At 62.9% G+C, this 24,640-nt stretch carries 20 protein-coding genes and 1 pseudogene; 9 read left to right on the top strand and 12 right to left on the bottom strand.

What is annotated here, in order from left to right; all coding sequences use genetic code 11:
• Positions 1-2: 2 nt before the first annotated feature.
• Genes dut through ACMHLQ_RS09415 form a run of 3 tightly spaced genes read left to right on the top strand, consistent with a single transcriptional unit; the run spans position 3 to position 3,555 of the window.
• A complete protein-coding gene (gene dut / locus ACMHLQ_RS09425) occupies positions 3-464 on the top strand; it encodes a dUTP diphosphatase (RefSeq protein ID WP_415405257.1) in 462 nt (153 codons plus the stop codon).
• Positions 464-1,552, top strand: a complete 1,089-nt coding sequence (locus tag ACMHLQ_RS09420; RefSeq protein WP_415404523.1) for a HesA/MoeB/ThiF family protein — start codon at positions 464-466, stop codon at positions 1,550-1,552. The genes dut and ACMHLQ_RS09420 overlap by 1 nt, the downstream gene beginning before the upstream one ends.
• On the top strand, positions 1,549-3,555 hold the full coding sequence (locus ACMHLQ_RS09415) for a M3 family metallopeptidase (protein ID WP_415404522.1): 2,007 nt from the start codon (positions 1,549-1,551) through the stop codon (positions 3,553-3,555). The genes ACMHLQ_RS09420 and ACMHLQ_RS09415 overlap by 4 nt, the downstream gene beginning before the upstream one ends.
• Positions 3,556-3,639: 84 nt before the next feature.
• Here ACMHLQ_RS09415 and ACMHLQ_RS09410 read toward each other — a convergent pair whose 3' ends face one another.
• The 10 genes from ACMHLQ_RS09410 to ACMHLQ_RS09365 all read right to left on the bottom strand — a co-directional run bounded on the left by ACMHLQ_RS09410 (position 3,640) and on the right by ACMHLQ_RS09365 (position 14,702).
• Positions 3,640-4,572, bottom strand: a complete 933-nt coding sequence (locus tag ACMHLQ_RS09410) for a 2-hydroxyacid dehydrogenase (RefSeq protein ID WP_415404521.1) — start codon at positions 4,570-4,572, stop codon at positions 3,640-3,642.
• Entirely contained in the window at positions 4,569-4,979 is a 411-nt protein-coding gene (locus ACMHLQ_RS09405) for a VOC family protein (RefSeq protein WP_415404520.1), read from the bottom strand. The genes ACMHLQ_RS09410 and ACMHLQ_RS09405 overlap by 4 nt, the downstream gene beginning before the upstream one ends.
• Before the next feature lie 64 nt (positions 4,980-5,043).
• A complete protein-coding gene (locus ACMHLQ_RS09400; protein ID WP_415404518.1) occupies positions 5,044-5,505 on the bottom strand; it encodes a hypothetical protein in 462 nt (153 codons plus the stop codon).
• Positions 5,502-6,641 carry a rod shape-determining protein RodA gene (rodA, locus tag ACMHLQ_RS09395; protein ID WP_415404517.1) on the bottom strand — a complete coding sequence of 380 codons (1,140 nt, stop codon included), beginning with the start codon at positions 6,639-6,641 and terminating at the stop codon, positions 5,502-5,504. The genes ACMHLQ_RS09400 and rodA overlap by 4 nt, the downstream gene beginning before the upstream one ends.
• Complete coding sequence (mrdA, locus tag ACMHLQ_RS09390) at positions 6,638-8,581, bottom strand: penicillin-binding protein 2 (protein ID WP_415404516.1); 1,944 nt, start codon at positions 8,579-8,581, stop codon at positions 6,638-6,640. The genes rodA and mrdA overlap by 4 nt, the downstream gene beginning before the upstream one ends.
• On the bottom strand, positions 8,578-9,120 hold the full coding sequence (locus ACMHLQ_RS09385; protein WP_415404514.1) for a rod shape-determining protein MreD: 543 nt from the start codon (positions 9,118-9,120) through the stop codon (positions 8,578-8,580). Before ACMHLQ_RS09385 ends, mrdA begins: the two co-directional genes overlap by 4 nt.
• Entirely contained in the window at positions 9,117-10,007 is an 891-nt protein-coding gene (mreC, locus tag ACMHLQ_RS09380) for a rod shape-determining protein MreC (RefSeq protein ID WP_415404513.1), read from the bottom strand. The genes ACMHLQ_RS09385 and mreC overlap by 4 nt, the downstream gene beginning before the upstream one ends.
• Before the next feature lie 145 nt (positions 10,008-10,152).
• Positions 10,153-11,199: a rod shape-determining protein gene (locus tag ACMHLQ_RS09375; protein ID WP_415404512.1), complete on the bottom strand. Its 1,047-nt coding sequence runs from the start codon at positions 11,197-11,199 to the stop codon at positions 10,153-10,155.
• A 123-nt stretch (positions 11,200-11,322) separates the two neighbouring features.
• Entirely contained in the window at positions 11,323-13,095 is a 1,773-nt protein-coding gene (locus tag ACMHLQ_RS09370) for an FAD-dependent monooxygenase (RefSeq protein WP_415404511.1), read from the bottom strand.
• A 50-nt stretch (positions 13,096-13,145) separates the two neighbouring features.
• Positions 13,146-14,702, bottom strand: coding sequence for a 2-isopropylmalate synthase (locus tag ACMHLQ_RS09365; RefSeq protein WP_415404510.1), 1,557 nt, complete (start codon positions 14,700-14,702; stop codon positions 13,146-13,148).
• A 301-nt stretch (positions 14,703-15,003) separates the two neighbouring features.
• On the opposite strand from ACMHLQ_RS09365, the gene ACMHLQ_RS09360 reads away from it, so the two are divergent.
• The 4 genes and pseudogenes from ACMHLQ_RS09360 to ACMHLQ_RS09345 all read left to right on the top strand — a co-directional run bounded on the left by ACMHLQ_RS09360 (position 15,004) and on the right by ACMHLQ_RS09345 (position 19,205).
• Positions 15,004-15,666 (top strand): SDR family NAD(P)-dependent oxidoreductase, encoded by a 663-nt coding sequence (locus ACMHLQ_RS09360; RefSeq protein ID WP_415404509.1) that lies wholly within the window; start codon positions 15,004-15,006, stop codon positions 15,664-15,666.
• Positions 15,663-17,188 (top strand): annotated as a pseudogene (locus ACMHLQ_RS09355) (cryptochrome/photolyase family protein). Before ACMHLQ_RS09360 ends, ACMHLQ_RS09355 begins: the two are co-directional and overlap by 4 nt.
• A gap of 503 nt (positions 17,189-17,691) precedes the next feature.
• Positions 17,692-18,153: a hypothetical protein gene (locus ACMHLQ_RS09350; protein ID WP_415404508.1), complete on the top strand. Its 462-nt coding sequence runs from the start codon at positions 17,692-17,694 to the stop codon at positions 18,151-18,153.
• An 83-nt stretch (positions 18,154-18,236) separates the two neighbouring features.
• Entirely contained in the window at positions 18,237-19,205 is a 969-nt protein-coding gene (locus tag ACMHLQ_RS09345; protein WP_415404506.1) for a macro domain-containing protein, read from the top strand.
• 161 nt (positions 19,206-19,366) lie between these two features.
• Here the strand turns inward: ACMHLQ_RS09345 and ACMHLQ_RS09340 are convergent, their stop codons facing one another.
• Both ACMHLQ_RS09340 and ACMHLQ_RS09335 read right to left on the bottom strand, forming a co-directional pair.
• Positions 19,367-20,059, bottom strand: a complete 693-nt coding sequence (locus tag ACMHLQ_RS09340; protein WP_415404505.1) for a hypothetical protein — start codon at positions 20,057-20,059, stop codon at positions 19,367-19,369.
• Between the two features lie 5 nt (positions 20,060-20,064).
• A complete protein-coding gene (locus ACMHLQ_RS09335; protein WP_415404504.1) occupies positions 20,065-21,519 on the bottom strand; it encodes an MORN repeat-containing protein in 1,455 nt (484 codons plus the stop codon).
• A 259-nt stretch (positions 21,520-21,778) separates the two neighbouring features.
• Between ACMHLQ_RS09335 and ACMHLQ_RS09330 the strand changes: the two genes are divergently transcribed.
• Positions 21,779-23,437 carry an NAD+ synthase gene (locus ACMHLQ_RS09330; RefSeq protein WP_415404503.1) on the top strand — a complete coding sequence of 553 codons (1,659 nt, stop codon included), beginning with the start codon at positions 21,779-21,781 and terminating at the stop codon, positions 23,435-23,437.
• 99 nt (positions 23,438-23,536) lie between these two features.
• Positions 23,537-24,568 (top strand): Hint domain-containing protein, encoded by a 1,032-nt coding sequence (locus ACMHLQ_RS09325; RefSeq protein WP_415404502.1) that lies wholly within the window; start codon positions 23,537-23,539, stop codon positions 24,566-24,568.
• Positions 24,569-24,640 lie beyond the last annotated feature (72 nt).

Raw genomic sequence — 24,640 nt, 5'->3', positions numbered from 1 at the left:
AGATGGGTGATGTGTCATTGAATGTGATGTGGGTTGCAGGTGCCGATATGTCCGTGCCGTTGCCGTCCTACGAGACGGCGGGCGCGGCGGGGGCTGACATCCGGGCGAATTTTCCTGACCGGCAGTCCGTGACCCTGGCACCCGGTGCGCGTGCGCTGATCCCGACGGGGCTGGCCATGGCCATTCCGCGGGGGTTCGAGGTGCAGGTGCGTCCCCGCTCGGGTCTGGCGCTGAAGCACGGGATTGCGTTGGTCAACAGCCCCGGCACCATCGACAGCGACTATCGCGGCGAGGTGGGGGTGATCGTGCTGAACACCTCTGATGCGGCCTTCGAGATTGCGCACGGGATGCGTATCGCGCAGTTGGTCGTTGCCCCGGTGGTGCAGGCGGCCTTCGCCGAGGTCGCCACGCTGGACGACACGCCGCGCAGCGCGGGCGGCTTTGGCTCGACGGGGCACGGCTGATGGTTCTGGTCTTTGCCATTGCGGCGGCGCTGTGGGGGATCGGGGCCGCGATGAACACACCCCGGCGCGCGCGCTGGATCATGATCGGCCTGTTATATGTCGCGGTGCTGGCGGTGCAGGTGGCGCTGCCCGACTTTCACCCGGTCCGCATGGCCACGGGGGAAAGCCCGGCCTTCTGGCTGATCCTCGGTGCCTTTGTGGCCCTTGTGCTGGCCTATCGCTTTGGCCTGCGCAAGCTGCGCGGGCAGGCGCAGGTGGAGGAAGCCAAGGCCGCGCCGACCCAGCAGATCGGCCCGTTTTCCGAGACTGAGTTGAACCGCTATGCCCGCCACATCGTGCTGCGCGAGGTGGGCGGTGCGGGTCAAAAGGCGATGAAGGATGCGCGTGTGCTGGTCGTCGGGGCCGGGGGCCTTGGCGCGCCGGTGCTGCAATACCTGGCCGCTGCCGGTGTGGGCACCATTGGCGTGATCGACGATGACGTGGTCGAGAACGCGAACCTGCAACGCCAGGTCATCCACACGGATGCGCGGATCGGCACGCCCAAAGTGTTCTCGGCCCAGGCCATGATGGAGGCGCAGAACCCCTTTGTCACCGTGCGCCCCTATCATCGTCGCCTGACAGACGACATCGTGGACGATTTGCTGGCCGACTACGATCTGGTCATCGACGGCACCGACAATTTCGACACCCGTTACCGCGTGAATGCGGCGGCGGTGCGGCGGGGCATCCCCCTGATCTCGGGCGCGCTGACGCAATGGGAGGGGCAGGTAAGCGTCTTTGACCCGGCCCATGATGCGCCGTGCTACGCTTGTGTGTTCCCCACCCCGCCTGCGCCGGAACTGGCCCCCAATTGCGCCGAGGCCGGGGTGATCGGCCCGCTGCCCGGCGTGGTGGGGTCGATGATGGCGGTCGAGGCGGTCAAGCTGATCACCGGGGCCGGTGCGCCCTTGCGGGGTGAGATGGTGATTTACGACGCGCTTTATGGCGAAAGCCGCAAGATCGCGCTGAAACGTGCGCCCGGTTGCACAACCTGTGGCGGTGGGCAGGTCGGCACCCTAGATGAAACCTCAAAGGAGACAGCCCAATGACCAACGTGCTTTTGCAGGACTGGGACACAGCGTTTCAGATTGCCCCCTTTGATGCCATCTCGGATGACAATTTCGCCCCGGCGCTCGAGGTCGCGCTGGAGCGGCACAGGGCCGAGATTGACGCGATCGCCGACCGTGCCGAGGCTGCGACCTTTGCCAACACCGTTGAGGCGCTCGAGGCGGCGGGGCGCGATCTGGACAAGGTGCTGGGTACGTTCTTTACCGTCGCGGGGGCCGACAGCAATCCGGCGCGCGAGGCGCTGCAACGCGACTTTTCCCCCAAACTGGCGGCGCATTTTGCCGAGATTTCGGGGAACAAGGCGCTGTTTGCCAGGGTCGCCGCACTTTGGGCGCAGCGCGACGATCTGGGCCTCACCGACGAACAGGCGCGGGTGCTGATGCTGACCCATCGCGGCTTTGTGCGCTCTGGTGCGGCGCTGGAAGGTGCGGATGAGGAGCGCATGAAGGTGATCAAGGGGCGGCTGGCCGAATTGGGCACCGCCTTTACCCAGAACCTGCTCGCGGACGAGAGGGACTGGTTCATGCCGCTGGACGATCTGGCGGGCCTGCCCGCGTTCGTCGTGGATACGGCGCGCGCGGCGGGCAAGGAAAAGGGCGCGGACGGGCCGGTGGTGACGCTGTCACGCTCGCTCATCGTGCCGTTTTTGCAGTTTTCGACCCGCCGCGATCTGCGCGAGGTGGCCTACAAGGCTTGGGGTGCGCGTGGGGCCAATGGCGGTGCGACAGACAACCGGGCCATTGCGGCGGAAATTCTGGCCCTGCGCGAGGAGCGGGCCAAGCTGCTCGGCTATGACAGTTTTGCCGCCTACAAGCTGGAAACCGAGATGGCCAAGACGCCGGAGGCCGTGCGCGATCTGCTGATGGCGGTGTGGGAACCGGCCAAGGCGCAGGCAGAAGCCGATGCGTGGATACTGGAACAGATGATGCAGGCGGACGGCGTGAACGGTCCGCTGGCCCCGTGGGACTGGCGGTTTTACGCGGAACGGCGGCGCAAGGAGTTGCACGACCTCGATGAGGCGGAGGTGAAGCCCTATTTCCAGCTCGACCGGATGATCGAGGCGTCTTTTGCCTGTGCCACGCGGCTGTTCGGGCTGGCGTTCAAGCCGCTGGATATCCCCCTTTACCACCCCGACTGCCGCGCGTGGGAAGTGACCCGCGACGGGCAGCATGTAGCGGTGTTCATTGGGGATTACTTCGCCCGCGGCTCGAAACGCTCGGGCGCGTGGTGTTCGGCGATGCGCGCGCAGGCCAAGTTCCCCGAGGTGCAGGCCCCGGTCGTCATCAACGTGTGCAACTTTGCCAAGGGCGATCCTGCGCTGCTGAGCTATGACGATGCGCGCACGCTGTTTCACGAATTCGGCCACGCGCTGCACCAGATGCTGTCGGATGTGACCTACGAGAGTATTTCGGGCACCTCTGTGGCGCGCGATTTTGTCGAACTGCCCAGCCAGCTTTATGAACACTGGCTGGATGTGCCCGAGGTGCTGCGCGAATTTGCGGTGCATGCCGAGACGGGCGAGGCGATGCCGCAGGCGTTGCTGGACAACGTGCTGGCGGCTGCGACCTATGACATGGGGTTCCAGACGGTGGAATATGTCGCCTCGGCCATGGTCGATCTGGCCTTTCACGACGGGGATGCGCCTGCTGATCCGATGGCGAAACAGGCCGAGGTGCTGGACGAGATGGGCATGCCCGCCGCGATTGGCATGCGCCACGCGACGCCGCACTTTGCCCATGTCTTTGCCGGGGACGGCTATTCGTCGGGCTATTACAGCTACATGTGGTCCGAGGTGATGGATGCCGACGCCTTTGCCGCCTTTGAAGAGGCAGGCGGGCCGTTTGACCCTGAACGCGCGGCGGCGCTGGAGGAGCATATCCTGAGCACGGGCGGCAGCTTGGATGCGGCGGAGCTGTATACCGCGTTTCGCGGGCGGTTGCCGGGGGTCAAGGCGTTGCTTAAGGGGCGTGGCCTCGCCGCGTGATCTGATTGAGGCTGCGCCACGCTATCTATGAGTGAATGGGGGCTCTGCCCCCAAACCCCCGTGGTATTTCCGGTCAGAAGAAGATCAGTAGCCCGCCCGTCGGTCGACGAGGTGGAGGAAGGGTGCGCCTGCTTCGCCCCTGCGGATGTTTTCAGCAATGGTTTTCGACGCATAGGCGGCGCGGGTTTCTGAGGCGACATGCGGTGTGACTGTGACGCGTGTGTGGGTCCAGTAGGGGTGATCGGCGGGCAGCGGTTCGGTGCGGAACACGTCCAGCGTGGCGTGGTTGATCTGGCCTGTGTTCAGCGCCGCCAGCAGCGCGTCATCGTCGATCAGCGGCCCGCGCCCGGGGTTCAGGATGCGCGCGCCGTGCGGCATCAGGGCGAGGGTGCGCGCGTTGAGCGTGTTTTCCGTGGCGGGTGTGCTGGGCAGCAGCAGCACGCAGTAGTCGGCGCGGTTGAGGGCTGCGTCGAGGCCGCCCGGCCCGGACAGGCAGGTGAGGCCGTCGATCTGCTTCTGGTTCCGGCTCCACCCCGTGACCTCAAAGCCGAAGGTGGCAAGCGCTGTGGCGCAGGCCGCGCCCAATTCGCCGAGGCCCAACACCGTGATGCGGGTGTCGAAGGCGAGCGGCGGGGCCTTGGGAGCCCACGTGCCGGGGGCGGCGTTGATATGGGCATCCATCCCGAGATGCAGGCGCAGGATGTGGCCTGTGACCCATTCGATCATGCCTTGGGTCAGCGCGGGATCGACCATGCGACACAGCGGCAGGTGCAGGGTGGGGTTGTCCACGATGGCCTCGACCCCGGCCCAGAGGTTCAGCACCGCCCTGGCGCGGGTGAAGGGCGCGAAATCCTGCACATCCGAATTGGGGGCGTAGACGATGTAGTCTGTGTCTTCGGGCGCGATGTCCGTGGCGAGATGCGCGTCGATCCCCAGGGCGGCGATGGCGTCACGCAGGGGTGTTTCGTATTCCTGCCAGCGGTTTTCGGTGGCGGCGAACAGGACGTTCACGCTCATGTGGCAAAGGCCGCATCGAGGCTGGCCATGCCCTTGATCTCGATCGGGTTGCCGGCGGGATCGGTAAAGAACATGGTGCTTTGCTCGCCCGGTTCGCCCTCGAACCGGATCTGCGGGGCGAGGATGAAATCGACGCCATTCGCGGTCAGCCTGTCGGCCAGCGCGCGCCAGTCGGCCATGGGCAGGACGGCCCCGAAATGCGGCATCGGCACGTCGTGATCACCGACCTTGCCCGTGGGCGCGCTGGCAAAGGGGGTGCCCAGATGGCATGACAACTGGTGGCCGAAGAAATCGAAATCGACCCATGTGTCGGTGCTGCGCCCCTCGGCACAGCCCAGAAGGTCGCCGTAAAAGGCGCGTGTGTCGTCAAGGTCGCGCACGTTGAAGGCGAGGTGGAACAGGGCCATGGGGTCCTCCGGTCAGCGATGTCTGGGATCGGTGTAGCGCCAGAGTGCGGGCCTGCACAACATCTCAGCCCGTCATCGCGGCGATGTAGTCGGCGGGGGTGCCGTGCCCGTCCAGCATCGTGCGCCGCCATGCGTCCACTTCGAAGGTGACGATGTCCATTTCCCACACGCAGCCGAAGACCTCGGCGCTGCCGGTGGCAAAGGCGGTTGGCGCATCCCAGGGCGCGCGCAGCTGGTCGCCATGGGCAAGAACGCTGCCCCATTGCCAGTAGAACAGCGGCGCGACGACAGCCGTTTCGGCAAAGTGGATGATCTGAAAGCCGAGCCCGTGATTGCCGCTTGCGTCCTCCAACGGCCCCGCCTCTGGCAGGCGGGCCAGTGCCGCATCGGTGGCGGCAGTTGCGACCGCTTCGTCATAATCACGCCCCTCAGCCAGGATCGCGTAGCGTTTCAGCGTCCAGCCCTTGGCCGTGACCGGGGCAAGGGCCAGCACGTCGCGCGCCTTGAAGGGGGCAAGATGAGTCATCGCGGGCGGTGGACATGCGCGCTTTGCGCCAGACCAAAGGCGAGCATCAGGACCAGCATGGCGGACCCGCCATAGCTGACCAGCGGCAGGGGCACACCGACGACGGGGGCAAGGCCCATCACCATCGACATGTTCACCGCAAAGAACAGAAAGAAGTTGAGCGCGATGCCCAGCGTCAGAAGCGAGGAAAACCGATCCTTGTTCGCAAGGGCTGAGACGACGCAGAACAGGATGATCAGCGCATAAAGCGCGAGCAGGGAAAACGCGCCGATGAACCCGAATTCCTCGGCCAGCGTGGTAAAGATGAAATCGGTGTGTTTCTCGGGCAAGAAGTTCAGCCGCGACTGCGTGCCTTGCATGAAGCCACGCCCGGTCCACCCGCCTGAACCAAGCGCGATCTTGGATTGGGTGATGTGATAACCCGCACCCAAGGGGTCCGAGCTTGGGTCAAGGAACGTGTCGATGCGGCGGAACTGGTAGTCTTTCAGCAACTGCCAGTCGGTGCCACGCGATTGCAGCACGGCAGTGATCAGCCCGGCCCCGGCGGCAAACACAGCCGCAAAATAGGACCAGTGGACCCCGGCCAGAAACATGAGGCCACCCCCCGCCGCCAGCAGCAGGATCGAGGTGCCCAGATCGGGCTGGCGCAGCACAAGGGCTGTGGGGATCAGGATCAGGATGACGGGCAGGATCACCCAGATGGGCTTGGATTTGCGATGCGGCGGCAGCCAGTCGTAATAGGCCGCAAGCATCAGCACCAGCGTGACCTTCATCAACTCGGACGGTTGCAGGCGCATGAAGCCAAGGTCGATCCAGCGCTGCGCGCCCATGCCGACCGAGCCAAAGAGTTCCACCGCCAAGAGCAGGGCCAGCGAGCCGAGATAGGCGAGGCTGGCCATGTTGCGCCAGAACCAGATGGGCACTATCGCCACCAGCATCATCAGCACGAACCCGAGGGCAAAGCGTTTCATCTGCGGCTCGGCCCAGGGGCTGAAGGACCCACCGGCGACCGAGTACAGCATCAGGAACCCGACGCCCGCAACGGCCGCCAGCAACAGGGCCAGGGGCCAGTTCATATAGAGGATCTTGCGCGGCCCGACGGGGACGTGTTTGACCGTATACTCGAGATAACTCATGCCTGATCTTTACCCGAGATGTTGGCGACGGGCTGCACCCCGCGCAGCACGCGTTGCTGTTCGCGGATGCGGCCACGGTCCTTGGTTGGATAGGCTTCGAGCGGGGGGTCCTCGCCATAGAGCGCCTGAAGCGTCACATCGCGGGCGATGGGGGCTGCGGCCTTGGACCCGCCGCCGCCATGCTCGACCACCACGGCCACGGCGTATTTCGGGTTGTCATAGGGGGCAAAGTTCACGAACAGCGCGTGGTCGCGGCGCTCCCAGGGCAAGTCTTCGTTCTTGGTGACGCCGCGCGCGCGTTCGGCGGCTGTGATGTTGCGGACCTGGCTGGTGCCGGTCTTGCCCGCCATGCGCATCGCGTCCTCGATGATGCGGCTGCCATAGGCCGTGCCGCGCCGGTCGTTGACGACCTCGTACATCGCGCGGCGCATCTTGCGCAGGTTGTTTTCGTTCATGCCCATGCTCTCGCCCCGGCCCGAGGGCTGTTCGACCCCGTCGACGGATTTCACAAGGCGGGGGTTGATCTCGTGCCCGCTGGCCAGCCGCGCGGTCATCACCGCCAGTTGCAGGGGCGAGGCGAGCATATAGCCCTGGCCGATCGAGGCGTTGACCGTGTCGCCGATCACCCAGTCCTGCCCGTGCACGCGCGCCTTCCAGTCCTTGGTCGGGGTCAGGCCGGCGACGACGGCGGACATGGGCACATCGTGGCGGATGCCCAGGCCAAAGCGGTTGGCCATGGCCGAGATCTTTTCGATCCCGACCTTGAGGGCGAGGTCGTAATAGTAGACGTCGCAGGACTGTTTCAGCGAGTTCTGCAAATCGACCCAGCCGTGGCCTGCGCGTTTCCAGCAGTGGAACTTGCGCCCCGCCACTTCGAGGTGGCCGGGGCAATAGACGGTCTCATCTGGCCCGATCAGCCCTTCCTCGAGCGCGGCCATGGCCGTGATCATCTTGAAGGTCGAGCCGGGCGGATAGGCGCCCTGCACCGTCTTTGAGGCCAGCGGGCGGTACTTGTTTTCCGTCAGTGCGGAATAGTCGCGGGTCGAGATACCGCGCACGAACAGGTTGGGATCGAATGTGGGGGCCGAGGCGATGGCGAGCAGGTCGCCATTGTTGACGTCCATCACGATGGCGCTCGCGCTCTCGCCGCTCAGGCGGGCCTGCACATAGCTTTGCAGCTTGGAATCGATGGTCAGTTGCAGGTCTGATCCGGGCGTGCCCTCGCGCCGGTCCAACTCGCGCATGACGCGGCCCGTGGCGTTGACTTCGACCCGTTTCGCACCGCCCTTGCCGCGCAACTCGTTCTCGATCTTGGCCTCGACACCAACCTTGCCGATCTGGAACCGGGGGATGCGCAGCAGCTGGTCCGGGTCTTCGAGCCGTTCGAGGTCGTAATCGCTGACCGGGCCCACATAGCCCAGCACATGCGCATAGTCCGAGCCCAGCGGGTAGACACGGCTCAGCCCCACTTCGGGCGTGACGCCGGGCAGGGCGGGGGCGTTGACGCTGACGCGGCTCAGGTCCTCCCACCGGACCTCATCGGCAAAGGTGATGGGTAGGAACGGGGCTGAGCGTTTCATCTCGGCCATCGCGCGCTCGACCTCGACCGGGTCGAGGGGCACGATCTTGCTCAGTTGTTCCACCACCTCTTCGACGTCGCCCGCATCCTCGCGCACGATCACGATGCGGTAGCTGGGCACGTTGCGCGCCAATGCGACCCCGTTGCGGTCAAAGACTTCGCCACGTGCAGGCGGGATGATGCGGATGTTGATCCGGTTTTCCTCGGCCAGCAGGCGGAACTGGTCGGCCTGGTCAACCTGCAGGAACTGCATCCGCGCGCCGAGAGCACCGACAAAGGCCAGTTGCACCCCGCCCAGGATCGCGGCGCGGCGGGTGATCAGGCGGTGGTTCGCCTCGGTATCGACGCGGGGCCGTTTCATGAGCGTGCCCCCTTGCCGCCGATGTCGTTGGCGGCAGCCTTGCGCACGCCCATGAACGCATGGGTCATGGCCACCACCAGCGGATAGGCCAGCACCGTGACGATGATCTGGATCAGGGTCGGGCCCAGGGCCGGGCCGTCGATCAGCAACACCGCGAGGATGACCCGGTAGGCGACGCCAATGCCCACGATCCATGCCGCGACCGAGATCATTTCAGTCACCAATGTGGCGTCCCGCAGGGTGCGCGACTGTGCCTTGACCTGCTCGCAGGCGATCAGGGCCAGCACCGCCCAAAGGCCGGGCGGGCGTTGCAGCAAAAGGTCGGCCATCAGAAACGCCCCGGCCAGCAGGGCCGCGGGCACATATTCGGGCCGCCGCACCGACCAGGCCAGCGCAAAGGTCAACAGCAGGTCGGGCCAGATCAGTCCACCAGTCGCCGTTTGCAGCGGCAACAGGTGAAAGAACAGGATCGCAAGCACCAGCGCGGCAAAGGCCAGACGCATGGTCCAGAGGCGGGAGGAGGGGGCAAGCTCGCTCATTCCGTCACCACCGTGTTCAGCAGGGCCGCCGCGTCGGGCCGTAGCACGCTGCTGTCATCCGACACCGGTTCGGTGCCGTAATGGCGCAGCACCCGCAGGAATTCGAGCCGTTCGTAATCGGCCGCCAGCCGCACCCGCAGCCTGCCGCCCGGGTCCGCCGCGACCTGCCCGATCAGCAGACCGGCCGGAAAGACGCCGCCATCGCCCGAGGTCACAACCCGGTCGCCGGGCCGCACGAGGTCGGGGTTTTCGAGAAAGTCGATGGGCGGCGCGGCAGAGTTGTCGCCCGCCACGATGGCGCGCTGCCCCGAGGGCTGGATCACGGCCGGCACCCGGCTGGAGGCGTCGGTAACCATGATCACGCGCGCGGTGTTCTGCGCCACGCCCGAGATGCGCCCCACAAGGCCGATGCCGTCCATGGTCGCCCAGCCTTCGACGATGCCATCGCGCGCGCCCACATTCAGCAGCACGGACTGGCGGAAGGGGGAACCTGAATCTGCCAGCACCACGCCGGTGATGTAGGTCAGCCGCGGATCGAGCCGCACGTTGTTGAGGTCGAGCAGCCGCGCGTTTTCCTGTTCGAGTTGAAGTGCCGCCTCTTTCCAGGCCTGCATCTGGCGCAGTTCGCGCCGCAACTCGGTGTTCTGTTCTGCGATGCGCCGGTAGCTTTGGAAGTCGCGGGCCAGGTTGATGGTGCCAGTGATCGGGGCCATGGCCCAATCCATGTTGGGCACGATCCGGTCTGTCACCTGCGCGCGAAACCGTTCGACCCGGGGGCTGTCGATCCGCCACAGCAGGAAGACACCCGACAGCGCCAACACCAGCACAGCCAGAACCAGCCGCCGGAGCGGGCCACCATAGTCCACAGTGTTGCGGTCCTTGGCCAAGGCGGTCTCACCTCACTTGGGTCGCTTGCGCGGATGGTCTGCGATTTCCCGGTTTCGGGCAAGTCAACTCTTTGTCGCTGGGGCTGTCCCCGCGGGGACATCATATGCAGATCGCGCCAAACATTACCTTATTATTTACAAATACCTAGCTGTCGTAGTCGATGGCGTGGCGCAGTTGTTTTTCGTATTCCAGCGCCTTGCCGGTGCCGAGGGCCACGCAATTTAGGCTTTCATCGGCGATGGACACGGCCAGACCGGTCTGTTCGCGCAGCGCCAGATCAAGGTCACCAAGCAATGCGCCACCGCCGGTCAGCATCACGCCCCGGTCCACGATGTCAGCCGCCAGATCGGGCGGTGTGGTTTCCAGCGCGGTCATCACCGCTTCGCAGATTTGCTGCACGGGTTCGGCCAGTGCCTCGGCAATCTGGGCCTGGGTCACTTCGATTTCCTTGGGCACGCCATTGAGCAGGTCGCGTCCGCGGATCTGCATGGATGTGCCACGCCCATCGTCAGGCATGCGCGCCGTGCCGATCGAGGTCTTGATCCGCTCGGCCGTGGTTTCGCCCACCAGAAGGTTCTGCTGGCGGCGCAGGTAGGAAATGATCGCCTCGTCCATGCGGTCACCCCCGACGCGGACCGAGCGGGCGTAGACGATGTCACCAAGGGACAGCACGGCCACCTCGGTCGTCCCGCCGCCGATGTCCACGACCATGTTGCCGGTGGGGTCTGTGATGGGCATGCCCGCGCCGATGGCCGCCGCGATGGGTTCTGCAATCAGGCCCGCGCGCCGCGCCCCGGCGCTCAGCACCGACTGGCGAATGGCGCGTTTTTCGACCGGAGTCGCGCCGTGGGGGACGCAGACAATGATCTTGGGCTTGGAGAATGTCGAGCGTTTGTGGACCTTGCGGATGAAGTGCTTGATCATCTCTTCGGCAGTGTCGAAGTCGGCGATGACGCCTTCGCGCATGGGGCGGATCGCCTCGATGGAGCCGGGGGTGCGGCCCAGCATCAGCTTGGCGTCTTCGCCCACGGCGAGCACCTTTTTCACGCCGTCCTTGATGTGGTAGGCCACGACCGAAGGTTCGGACAGAACGACGCCCTTGCCCTTGACGTAGACCAGCGTGTTGGCCGTGCCGAGGTCAATCGCCATGTCGGACGAAAACAAGCCACCAAGATTTCCAAAAGCCGACATCTGCCACGCACCCCGAATGCTTTTAGCGCCCCGACTCGGGACGCGATTGATTGGGGCCTTATAAGGTCGCGCCAAAGCGGATTAAAGGCCGTATTCTTGGGCATTGCGGCGCTTATGTGCCGATCACTTTCCCATCGCGCGCGCCAGGAATGCGGCCAGATCGTCCGCTGCGTCCAAGGGCATGATATGGCTGACATATTGGTCGGGCCGCACGAGGATCATGGCCCCGGTTTCGCGGTCGATCCCGCGCAGATCGAAGATGTCGGCGGCCGGGTCGGGGCAGAACACCTTTTCGTAATCGCGCAAACCAAGCCGCCCCTTGGGCGGGAACAGGGCGCTGTTGGTGGTGTCGAGATGGGTGTCGCGGTGGGCCGTTTGCAGGATCAGCCGCATATCCAGCGCCGGGTCGATCTGGCCTGCGAAGGCGTATGCCGGGCACGAGTCCACACCCGCAAACACCATCAGCCGCCATCGCCCATCCGCCGCACCCGTATGGCCCAGATGCAGGGGCCGTGCATCCGCCCAGCGGATCACGGGGGCGGAGTGGAAGCGGGTGCCGATCTGGAACCCCGTCGCCAGATGCTGCCACGTGTCCGGGCCTGTGAGGGGGGAGCGCGCGTAGCGGGTTTCCACCCCTGCGGTGTAGCGGCCCTGTTTCTGGAAATAGGCCTGGAACTGTGCCGCATCCGGTGCGCCTGCGCTGAACATGGCGGCAAAGGCCTTGTCGAAGTCGATCAATTCCTGCGCGATGGCGCGGCGTTCGTCGCAATAGCTGTGCAGGAGGGCAGGGTCCGCGCGCCCGTCGAGCACGGCGTGCAGTTTCCAGCCGAGGTTGAACGCATCCGCCATGGACACGTTCATGCCTTGCCCCGCCTTGGGGCTGTGCGTGTGGCAGGCATCGCCGGTGATGAAGACGCGGGGGGTGGTGGCATCGTCGCGCGTGGTGTCCGCGAACTGGTCCGACACCCGCTGCCCGATTTCGTAGACGGACCACCAGGCGACCTCTTTCACGTCGAGCGTGTAGGGGTGCAGGATGCGCCGGGCGGCGGCGATGATGTGATCGGGGGTGATGTCGCGATCTGCCACGCGTTCGTCCGGGCGCAGCTTGTCCAGCTCGATATAGAGGCGGACCATGTAGCCCCCCTCGCGCGGGATGATGAGCAGGCTGCCCTCGGCGGTGGACTGGATTGCGGATTTGAGGCGGATGTCGGGGAAATCGGTGACGGCGAGCACATCCATGACACCCCAGGCGGCATTGGCGGCCTCACCGCGCAGTTCGATCCCGAGGGACCGGCGCACCTGGCTGCGCGCCCCGTCGCATCCCACCACGAAGCGGGCGGTTGTGACTTCGGTCTGTCCTGCCTGTTCGAGCGTGACGGAGACGGGCGCGCCCGGCGTGTCGGGGATGCTGAGGTCGACCAGCCGGGTGGCATAGTCGGGGTCCAGCTGGGTGGGGAACTTGCGCATGAGGTCGAGGTAGAAATCCTGCACCCGCGCCTGGCTGAGGATCACGTGGGGGAATTCGGACAACCCGTCCTCGACATCCTGAATGCGGCCGGTGCGCGTGATCTGCGCGGGCGCGTCCGGGTCGGGTTTCCAGAAGGTGGTTTCGTTGACCCAATAGGCCTCTTGCATGACCTGGTGGACGAAGCCGAAGGCCTGGAACATCTCCATCGTGCGGCAGGCAATGCCGTCGGCCTGTCCCACGATCAGCGGCCCGTCGCGCTGTTCGACGATGCGGGTGCGGATGTGGGGGAATTGGGCGAGGTAGGCGGCAAGGGTGAGGCCCGCCGGGCCGCAGCCCACGATCAGGATATCGGTGTCCGTCCGGGTGATGTCTGCGCGCGGGTGCAGTGTGGGGTCGCCGGGGCGAAAGCCGTTTTCGTGGTATTGCACTTGCGCCTCCGTGCGGGGTTCGGGTGGGCTGAGACGCCCACCCTACGCGATCAGCCGACGTCTTTGTAGCTGACCTCGCGTTTGTCGGAGCCGCCCTTTTCGCGCCGCACCAGCAGACGGTTGAGCGCGTGGACATAGGCCTTGGCGCTCGCCACAACCGTGTCGGTATCTGCCGACTGGCCGGTGACGATACGCCCGTCTTCCTCCATCCGGACGGACACGGTGGCTTGGGCGTCTGTCCCTTCGGTAACTGCATGGACCTGGTAAAGTTGCAGGCGCGCCTCGTGCGGGAACAGCGCCTTGACCGCGTTGAAGGTCGCATCGACGGGGCCGTCGCCGGTTTGCGTGGTCATCTGCCGCTCGCCGTCGATTTCCATCACGAGATCAGCTACTTGCGGCCCCTCGGTGCCGCAGCGCACGGCGAGTTTCTCGATCTTGAGCCGCTCGTCCTCGGGGTCGGAGGACGTGCGCATCAGCGCGACGAGGTCGTCGTCAAAGACTTCCTTCTTACGGTCCGCGAGGTCCTTGAAACGCACAAAGACGTCCTTGAGCTGGTTGTCACCCACGTCAAAGCCGAGCTCTTCCAGCTTGGCGCGCAGGGCAGCGCGGCCCGAATGTTTGCCAAGCGGGAGGGAGGTGCCGGACAGGCCCACGTCTTCGGGGCGCATGATCTCGAACGTCTCGGCGTTTTTCAGCATCCCGTCCTGGTGGATGCCGGATTCATGAGCGAAGGCGTTCTTGCCCACGATGGCCTTGTTGAACTGGACGGGGAAGCCCGAGACGGTGGCGACGCGGCGCGAGATGTTCATGATCTTGCGGGTGTCGATGCCAGTGGTGAACGGCATGATGTCGTTGCGCACCTTGAGCGCCATCACGACCTCTTCGAGCGCGGTGTTGCCTGCGCGTTCGCCCAGGCCGTTGATCGTGCATTCGATCTGGCGCGCGCCCGCCTCGACGGCCGCCAGGCTGTTCGCCGTCGCCATGCCCAGATCGTTATGGCAGTGGGTGGCAAAGATGACCTCATCCGCGCCGGGCACGTTTTCGATCAGCTTGGCGATCAGATCGGCGCTTTCGCGTGGGGCGGTGTAGCCGACCGTGTCGGGGATGTTGATCGTGGTCGCCCCCGCCTTGATCGCGATTTCGACGACCCGGTAGAGGTAGTCGAGTTCCGTGCGCGTGGCGTCCATGGGCGACCATTGCACGTTGTCGCAAAGGTTGCGGGCGTGGGTCACCGTCTGTTCAATCCGCTCGGCCATTTCGTCCTGCGTGAGGTTCGGAATGGCGCGGTGCAGGGGCGAGGTGCCGATGAAGGTGTGGATGCGGGGGCGTTTTGCGTGTTTGACGGCCTCCCAACAGCGGTCGATGTCGGGCAGTTGCGCGCGCGCAAGGCCGCAGATCACCGCCGTTTCGGCGTTCTTGGCGATTTCGGAGACGGCGTTGAAATCCCCTTCGGAGGCGATGGGAAATCCGGCCTCGATGATGTCGACGCCCATGTCGTCCAGCAGGCCCGCAATCTCGAGCTTTTCTGCGTGGGTCATGGTGGCGCCGGGGGATTGTTCGCCGTCGCGGAGAGTTGTGTCGAAGATGACGACTCGATCTTGGGTCATGTTGATATCTCTTTTTCTGGTCCTAAAGCCTTGGCGCGCAAGCCATCCTCTGAGCGGTCGCGCCTTTGGGCACGCTCAGAGGCGGATTAGGAGCAGGAGGCCACGCAGGGCTGCGCCGGAAGGGCGCGGCAATGGGATATGCGTGGCATGTGTCATGGCGCCGTTTATACCGCGCCTTTGGTGAATGGGAAGTGTGGAATTTCGGAACGGTGCGCATGGGGCGGGTTCGGGAGCCTCCGGCGGGAGTTTATTTTGCAAGATGAAGTTGATGGATCGGGTTTGGCGGCTACCTCGTGCGGTCATGGAAAAGGTTTTGATATTAGGGGCCTCGGGCGGAATCGGGTCGGCCCTGGCGGCTGGATTTGAGCGTCGGGGCGCGCAGGTGGATCGGCTGTCACGCTCGGTCGACGGGTTTGATGTGACGGATGCTGCGTCGGTTTCCGAGCACTTGGTGGGGCGTGGGCCCTATGCCCGGGTCGTGGTGGCGACCGGTGCGCTGGAGATTGGCGGGGCGGGTCCGGAGAAGACGATCAAGGGGCTGGAGGCGCAGGCGATGTTGGATCAGTTTGCGTTGAATGCTGTTGGCCCTGCGCTGGTTCTGAGCCATGCGCATACGCTGCTGGATCGTGATGCGCCTGCCGTGTTTGCGGTTTTGTCCGCACGCGTTGGGTCGATTGGCGACAACAGGATCGGCGGCTGGATCAGCTACCGCGCGGCCAAGGCGGCGGTGAACCAGGTGGTGCGCACCGCGTCGGTCGAGTTGGGCCGCACGCATAAGTCTGCGGCGGTTGTGGCCTTGCATCCCGGCACGGTGGCGACTGCGTTCACCGAGAAGTATCTGGGCCGCCATCCGTCGGTATCGCCGGCTGATGCGGCGGGCAATCTGATCGCCGTGATGGACGGGTTGGGGCCCGCTGATACGGGCCGGTTTCTTGACTATTCGGGTGCGGAGGTTGCGTGGTGAGCCGTTTGATTTTGGTGCTGGGCGACCAGTTGAGTGCGAACGTGGCCGCGTTGAAGGCGGCGGACAAAGACCGCGATGTGGTGGTCATGGCCGAGGTCGCCGAAGAGGGCAGTTACGTCCCCCACCACCCCAAGAAGATCGCGCTGATCCTTGTGGCCATGCGCAAGTTTGCGGCTGCCTTGCGCGATGACGGCTGGCAGGTGGCCTATTCCGAGCTGGACGACACCGAGAACAGCCAGTCGATCTGTGGCGAGTTGCTGCGCCGGGCCGAACAATACGACGCCTCGGAGGTCATCGCGACCCGTCCGGGCGAGTTCCGCCTGATCGCGGCGTTGGAGGACTGCCCGCTGAAGGTAACGCTGCTGGAAGACGACCGCTTTATCGCGTCCCATGCGGAATTCGAGGCCTGGGCCGAGGGGCGCAAGGCGCTGCGGATGGAGTATTTCTATCGCGAAATGCGCCGCAAGACGGGCCTGCTGATGGAGGATGACAAACCAGCGGGGGACAAGTGGAATTTTGATCACGACAACCGCAAGCCTGCGCCGGATGAGGTCGATTTTAGCGGGCCGATGCAGTTTACGCCGGACGATGTTGTCGAGGAGGTGCTGGAGCTGGTCGAGCGCCGTTTTGGCAATCATTTCGGGGATTTACGACCGTTCTGGTTTGCCACGGATCAGGGGCAGGCGCGCCGTGCACTGGCGCATTTCGTGCAGCACGGACTGGCGAAGTTCGGCGACTATCAGGACGCGATGCTGGCCGACAATCGGTTCCTCTATCACGCTCTGGTGTCGCCTTATCTGAACATTGGACTGCTGGATCCATTGGAGGTGTGTCAGGCGGTCGAGGCCGCGTGGAAGGCGGGTGATGTGCCGATCAACGCCGCGGAAGGATTCATCCGGCAGGTCATCGGCTGGCGTGAATATGTGCGCGGTATCTATTTCCTTGAAGGGCCGGACTATCCGCGCCGTAACGGATTGAATCATCAGCGAAAATTGCCCGATTTCTACTGGGGGGCCGAGACGCGGATGCGCTGCGTGTCCAAGGCGGTGGAGCAGACGGGGGCCGAGGCCTATGCCCACCACATCCAGCGCTTGATGGTCACGGGCAACTTTGCGCTGCTCGCAGGGCTGGATCCTGCGGAGGTGTCCGAGTGGTACCTGGCTGTTTATGCGGATGCGTTCGAGTGGGTTGAGGCCCCGAATGTCGTGGGCATGTCGCTGTTTGCCGACGGGGGTGTGATCGCCTCGAAACCCTATGTGAGTTCAGGGGCTTACATCAACCGCATGTCGGATTACTGCAAGGGCTGCCACTACAAGGTCAGCGTCAAGACGGGGGAGGGGCGTGCCCGTTCAACCTGCTCTACTGGCACTTTCTGGACCGCCACCGGGACCGGTTTTCGAACAACGCGCGCATGGGGAACATGTACCGGACCTGGGACCGGATGGATGCGGAAAAGCGCGAAACCGTACTGACGGAGGCGGAGGTGTTTCTGGAGCGGATGTCGGCGGGCGACATTGTGTAAACGCGGCGTGCGATGGTTAAGTTCGGGTTAAATGTGCAGATGGTAGGGGAAACTGTACGTTTTTGGAGGCCGTATTCCGGTGGATATCGGGGGGTATTTGGGAACTGTACAGATGTGGTGCGAAACTGCGCAGTTTCGTCTTTGGTTCTGTGTTAACCATGTGTTCAGTTTTGGCGGGCGTTAACGTTTGCAGGACGAGGGTAACTATTGATTAAGCATTGTGGTGCAAATGACCGGTTCGAGCCCAAAGGAACGGATGCTACGATCTCGATCAACGTCTGCTTATCTTTGATATGCGAGCCGGTTCTAATCGGTCGTGAAGTGCAGCATGGTTTCGCGGCTACTAGCAGTACCGGAAAGTGTTATTGCAAGAAGCACAAGTTTAGTAGGGGTTAGTCCACTAGAACCATAAGGGCTCCCATTATCAGAAGATATGCGATACGCTATTTGTGCGGACGAACGTCAAAGGGCAGTCATATGACTTTTTCGAAAGAGGTTTTACAGTGTTAGAAGCCGCAGCCGTCCCGGCAGTATTGAAGGCAATCGATTGGATTTTTGGTGAAGGTAGTAAGGTCTTGGAAGAGCGTCGTGAACGGCGGAATGCTCAGCTTGAGTCCTCTGAACAACCCGCCCGAGATGAAGCAGAACTGCTGACCGGCAGCGTTCCAAGCGATGCTGTTGTTTCACGAGATGATGCTCTTGCTCAAAGATTTTCTTTAGCAGCATGGAATGACTCTGAGAAACACGTCGAACACCTGCTTTCACTCTTAGAGATTCATTCAAGAAACTATCGACTTGCAAAGGAGAAGTATGCGCAATGGGGTTCTGCTTTGGTACCTCCGATTGTCGTGAATGAGCTTGCAAGTGCCGAAAGTGCAATAGCTGAAACCACAATAGATATTCAGTCAGTCTTAAGTAAGGTTTACGGTAAAAAAATCACTACTCCGGAGATTGAAGCGCTTTGAATAATCGTACATCCGATTATCTAATAAATAATAGTGTTTTTAGAGTCAGCTACGCCGACATCACTAGGATACACGCTGATGTCGTGGTTAGTTCAGATGATAATTATCTTTCAATGGGTGGTGGCGTCTCCGCTGCTATACGACGGAGTGGCGGTGAGATAATAGCAAAAGAGGCACAAAAACATGTACCGGCCAGTCTAGGTGACGTAGCAGTAACATCTGGCGGAGCATTGTCAGCAAAATATGTGTTTCACGCCATCACTATTGACTACTCGCATATGAGATTTGCAACCGAAGATAGTGTTCAAAGTGCAACGCTGAGATGCCTCAAGTTGGCCGACACACTTGGGGTCAAGTCTCTCGCATTTCCAGCATTAGGAACGGGAGTGGCAAGATTTCCATTCCATCTGGCAGCAGAGGTAATGACAAACTCAATTGCAGACTATCTTTCAGCGAAAACCGGCATTGAAGTCGTGACCTTAGCGTTGTTTGCACGCGAAGCCGTCAGTTCTCAAGACCTAGAAGTCTTTTATGAGCGAGCTGTAGCGCTTGCGTCCGCTTCTACTCAATCCAAGCGCCTTGTTATCTTGCTCAACGATCTTGCAGAAATCGTAGGAAAGATGGGTAATGCTTCTCTGAACCAGCGCATTCTGGAACTACAAAGAGATGTCCAGCAAGCGCAAAGTATCCTATCTGAAACACCCGAAGAAATAGAAAGATTAGAAGAGATTCAGGTCCAGAGTAAGCTTGGGGAAATCAGTAAAAACGTAGTAGCAGCATCTTCAGAAGCACATGCCACCTCAGTATGGGAGGATAATAAGCTTGAGGCAGAAGTTCTGCGGACGAAGCTGTCGGGGTTGTTTACCCAACTCAATGTTCAGACCTCGAACCTAAATCGCTTTGAGATAGAAAAAGCAAAGCACGGAGGGCAACTCGTGCCGCCAAGGCTTGAAACAGCGATTGCAGAGACGGAACAGGAAATTGAGAAGTTGAATATCTCTATTGATGAGGTCAGGAAGGATTTGGCGAAAATTGCAGGGCCAAAAAATTAACCATAAAGAGCACTTCAAATAGGATGTATTGTTATAAGTAAACCCTTCCAAATTTAATGAAACGTTCGAGAGCAAAGCTTCTCTATGACATATCCAGTCGTTAACATTCTCGCCTGAAGTGGACCTAGAGTTGGTGTAGATGAACGTCCGCCAAGTCCCGCTCACCCACCATCTTCCGCCACGCAGGCGTCAAATCCGTCGATGTCCCGGTCATCGCTGATCCGGGTGCTGCAGGCTGTCACTTTTTGCACGCACAGCACATCGAGTTTGGGGAACTGGCAGGCGGTCATTGCCGCCAGGAGGGCCTGGGCTGCGGCGTCTTCCCATTCGGCGCCTGCGGGGATGCCTTCGCTTGCGATCCCGAGCGCCTGGGCGATGGGCCGTTCTGAGCCTGCCATGGCCCATGTGGTCTTGGCCGTGCTGCCATCCGACAGGGTAAAGGACACAGTAAGCGCCTCTGCTTCCAGCACGTCATGGAAGGTGCCGAAAGCGGGGGCCTGCCCCTCGCCGTGCCAGAGCCGGTCGCGCAGGGTCCGCCCTGTGCTGATCGCGTATTCGACGATCCGGCCCCGTTCATCCCGGGCCTCGATTGCCTTTGGTGCGAAATCCTGCGGGGTGAGTGTGGCCACCTGCCCGGACGTGGCAAGATCGGCCGTGCCGTCGGGAAGGGAATAGAGCGCGTAGACCCGCCCGATGGGGTTTCTGTAGAGGTGCAGGGTGAAGCCGTCCGCGTTTGTGCTGGTTGCCGCGCGCGTGTCGAATCCGTCGATGGGATCGCTCCACTTGGGCACAAAGCGCCATTCGGCCATGGCCGGGCCTGCGCACAGGCAAAGCATCAGGATCAGCGCGCGCATCGGGCCTAGCTGTCTTCGTTCTCTGTGTTGGCGGGGCTGTCGGCGTTTTCGGCGTCGTTTTCGCTGTTGTCCTCGCCGTCCTCATTCAGCGCGCCGCTTTCCCATTCGCCGGTCGCTTCCTCGCCCGAGGCATAGCGCATGGTGCCGGTGCCCTGGCGTTTGCCGTTTTCGAACGTGCCTTCGTAGATGTCGCCATTGGCGTAGGTGGCGATGCCCTGGCCGTCGATCTCGCCCCGCTGCCACGCCCCTTCGTAGACAAAGCCCGACGCCATCACGATCTTGCCCGTCCCATGCCGCTGCCCGGCCTCGAATGTGCCGGTATAGACGGTGCCATCGGGGTAGGTGGCCGTGCCCTGCCCGTGGCGCTGCCCGTCGAGCCATGCGCCCTCGTAACGGTAGCCGTCGGCATAGGTCATCACCCCCTGTCCGTGGTTGCGCGCGTTCTTGAACCCGCCCTCGTAGATCACTCCGTTGGGATAGGTCGCCTTGCCGGTCCCTTCGATCACGCCTGCGACCCAGTCGCCTTCATAGGTCGAGCCATCGGTATAGGTGATCTTGCCCATCCCATCGGCGAGGTCGTCCTTGAACGCCCCCTCATAGACCGCGCCATCGGGGTAGGTGACCCGCCCCGCGCCCTCGATCTGCCCTTCGACCCACTGGCCGATATAGGTATAGCCGTCATTGCCGATGAAGGTGCCCTGCCCGTGGCGGCGGTCGTCGGTGAATTGCCCCTCGTAGATATCGCCATTGGCGTAGGTGACCCGCCCCTTGCCTTCGCGTTTGCCTGACACCAGGTCGCCCTCGTACACATCCCCGTTGGGTTGCGTCAGCGTGCCGGTGCCGTCGATCTGGCCGTTGTTCCACAGGCCTACATAGATCAGCCCGTCGGGCATGGTCAGCGTGCCGGTGCCCTGGCGTTTGCCGGCCTCGATCTGGCCGTCATAGACCGCGCCGTCGGGATAGGTGATGACGCCCATCCCCTGCTTGATCCCGTCGATCCAGTCGCCTTTGTATTCGTACCCGCCCGGGGATTGCATCACGCCCTTGCCGTGGTGCTTGGCATTGCGGAACTCGCCCTCGTAGCGCACGCCGTTGGCGTAAAGGGCCACGCCCTCGCCCACGATGGCCCCGGCCTCCCACGTGCCTTCATAGGTGCCGCCGTCGGCAAAGGTGATCTTGCCGAAGCCGTCCGGCTTGCCCTTGGAAAAGTTGCCTTCGTAGATCGAGCCGTTGGGGAAGCGCGCGGTGCCTTCGCCCTTGATCTCTCCGTCCACCCACGCGCCGGTATATTCGTAGCCATTGGGCAGGCGGTAGGTGCCCTGCCCGTGCTGCAAGCCGCCCCGGAAGGTGCCCTCGTAGATGCCGCCATCGTCATATTGCTTGGTCAACACGTTGCCCGACTGGGCCAGCGCGGCCCCCGGAAGCAGTGCAAGGCAGACGATCAAACTGCGCACGAACATGGCTCACCTCTCAGATTCGTTGGCCCGCCCCTGCGGGCAAGCGTCGTGAAGGTAAGACAGGGGCGCGTGCGGGGCAATGGCCTTAACCACTTGTGACCGGGTGTGCTGTGTGGCGGGCGGGGCAGGGGGCCAGCCCCCCGGCCTGCGGCCTCCCCCGGGATTTTTTCAGAACAGAGAAGCCCTTGGCCGTGATGTCGCGGGTGGGTTCCCTCTGGGCTGCATTCTGCTACATCATCTGCGACTTTGAAGGAGCGCCGCCATGGCTGACACATTTCGCATCACGCTGGGCCAGTTGAACCCGACTGTCGGGGATATTCCCGGCAATGCGGCCAAGGCCCGCGCCGCCTGGGAGGCGGGGCGCGCGGCGGGTGCCGATCTGGTGGCCCTGCCCGAGATGTTCATCGCGGGTTACAACGCGCAGGACCTGGTGATGAAGCCCGCCTTTCACACTGCCGCCATGGAGGCCGTGCGCGCCCTGGCCGAGGACTGCGCCGATGGCCCGGCGCTGGCCATTGGCTGCCCCTGGGCCGAGGGGGCCGAGCTGTTCAACGCCTATCTGATTTGCCGCGGCGGCCGGATTGTCAGCCGGTTGTTGAAGCACAATCTGCCCAACGAGACTGTGTTTGACGAGGTGCGCATCTTTGATGCCGGTCCGCTGGGCGGGCCATACTCTGTCGGCAATACGCGTGTGGGCAGCCCGATTTGCGAAGACGCCTGGCATCCCGAGGTCGCAGAAACCTTGCAGGAGACCGGCGCCGAGTTCCTTCTGGTGCCGAACGGCTCGCCCTATTACCGCGACAAGTTCGAGACCCGCCTGAACCACATGGTCGCCCGCGTGGTCGAGACCGGTCTGCCGCTCATCTACCTCAACATGGTGGGCGGGCAGGACGATCAGGTGTTTGACGGGGGCAGCTTTGCCCTCAACCCCGGTGGCCAACTGGCGCTGCAACTGCCCGTCTTTGACGAGGTGGTGACCCATGTCGATCTGGCCCGTGGCCCTGACGGCTGGCGTGTGGTCGAAGGTGAAAAGGCGCATCACCCCGACGCATGGGAGCAGGATTACCGCGTCATGGTCACGTCCTTGCGCGATTATTGCGGCAAGACCGGGTTCAAACAGGTGCTTTTGGGCATGTCGGGGGGCGTTGATTCCGCCCTTGTCGCCACCATTGCCGCCGATGCGCTGGGCCCGGACAACGTGCGCTGTGTCATGCTGCCCTCGGAATACACTTCGCCCCACTCGCTGGAGGATGCCGAAGCCTGCGCCAAGGCGCTCGGCTGCCGCTATGATTATGTCCCGATTTCGGATGTGCGCCAGGCGGTGACGGGCACCCTTGCGCCGCTCTTTGCAGGGCTCGAGGAGGGGCTGACCGAGGAAAACGTGCAAAGCCGCATTCGCGGTCTGTTGCTGATGGCCCTGAGCAACAAGTTTGGCGAGATGCTGTTGACCACCGGCAACAAATCCGAGGTCGCGGTGGGCTATGCCACGATCTACGGCGACATGGCGGGGGGCTATAACCCGATCAAGGATCTCTACAAGACCCGCGTGTTTGAGACCTGCCGCTGGCGCAACGCCAACATGCGCGACTGGATGATGGGGAATGCCGGTGAGGTGATCCCGGATCGCATCATCACCAAGCCGCCCAGTGCCGAGCTGCGCGAAGATCAGAAGGACAGCGACAGCCTGCCCGATTACCCTGAGCTGGATGCGCTGCTGGACATCCTGGTGGATCGGGATGGGTCGATTGCCGACTGCGTCGCAGCCGGGTTTGACGGTGATGTGGCGCGCAAGGTCGAGCGGTTGATCTATCTCAGCGAATACAAACGGTTTCAGTCCGCACCCGGCGCGCGCCTGAGCAAGCGCGCCTTCTGGCTGGACCGCCGTTATCCGATTGTGAACGCGTGGCGCGATCCGAGCTGATTTGACGTAAATCCAAGCGATTAAATGCTTGCTCTGTTGTGCCGCTTAAGGCGTTGGCAGGGGGTGTGATGCCAGTCTGGTTGCCGGAGTAGGTGACCGATGGCTTTTACATTCTATGCCGCGCGCAATGAGTTCGCAGCGTCCACTGGTGACAATGTCAACAGTGGCAACGGCACCAGTACGTTTGACTATCCGCCCACCTCGACCTTTGATCTGGTGGTCACGTCCCATGCCGATGATGACGATGCGCGCCTGTTTTCGCTGGGCGATACCTATTCGATTTCCTTCAAGGGCAATGGCGGTACCAGCATCGAAAACGCCACCGTGATCCGCAGCGATCCACTGAGCGGGAATGAGGGTGCGATCGTGTTCGAGGGGCTGAACCCGCAAGGCGATTTGGTGCAGGTCGTGTGGTCGCCCAACTTTGACCTTGAAGGCTGGTATTACGACAATTTCGACGCGGGCGCCTCGCCCGGTTTCTACACCACGGATCAGAACGCGGACACATACAAGTTCGCCTGTTTCATGGAAGGGACGTTGATCGATACCGAGGCTGGTCCGCGCGCTGTCGAGCAATTGTGCACCGGCGACATGCTGGTCACCCGCGACAACCGTCTGGAACCGGTTTTGTGGATTGCCAGGTCGGTGGTGCCGGGGCTTGGGCGCGGGGCGCCGGTGACCATTGAGCCGGGCGTGCTGGGGGCCGAGGCGCCGGTGCGCGTGTCCCCTCAGCACCGTGTGCTGGTGTCAGACCCGCGTTGCGAGCCGCTGTTTGGCGTGAACGAGTTGCTGATTGCCGCCACCCATCTGGTCGATGGGGTCAGGATACGCCGTCAGAATGCGGGTATGACCGCCTATTACCATATTCTGCTCGAGCGCCATGAGATCCTGCGCAGTCATGGCCTGTACAGCGAAAGCCTGCTGTTGGGCGACGACATGAACGGTGTCATGGGCCCCGAGGCGCGTGCCGATTTTGCCGATGTGTTCGGCGGCCCCTTTCCCGTGCGGCGCTGCTACAAGCCCGCGCGCAATATCCTCAAGCGCTCCGAGGCGCACCTGCTGCGCCCCCTGCTGGGGCTGGAGCCCAAGGATGTCTCGGTCAAGCCGCCCAGCTTTTTCTTTGCCGGTTGAGGCGTGGGTGCACACGGTCATGTGACTTGTGCGGATGGGGGTGTTGGCATCCCTTGTGCCTGTGTTTTCAGA

The organism is Tateyamaria algicola, assembly GCF_047715485.1.
GTDB lineage: Bacteria > Pseudomonadota > Alphaproteobacteria > Rhodobacterales > Rhodobacteraceae > Tateyamaria.
Note: the sequence above shows the minus strand (reverse complement) of the source record. Positions and strands in the feature narration are given on the sequence as shown.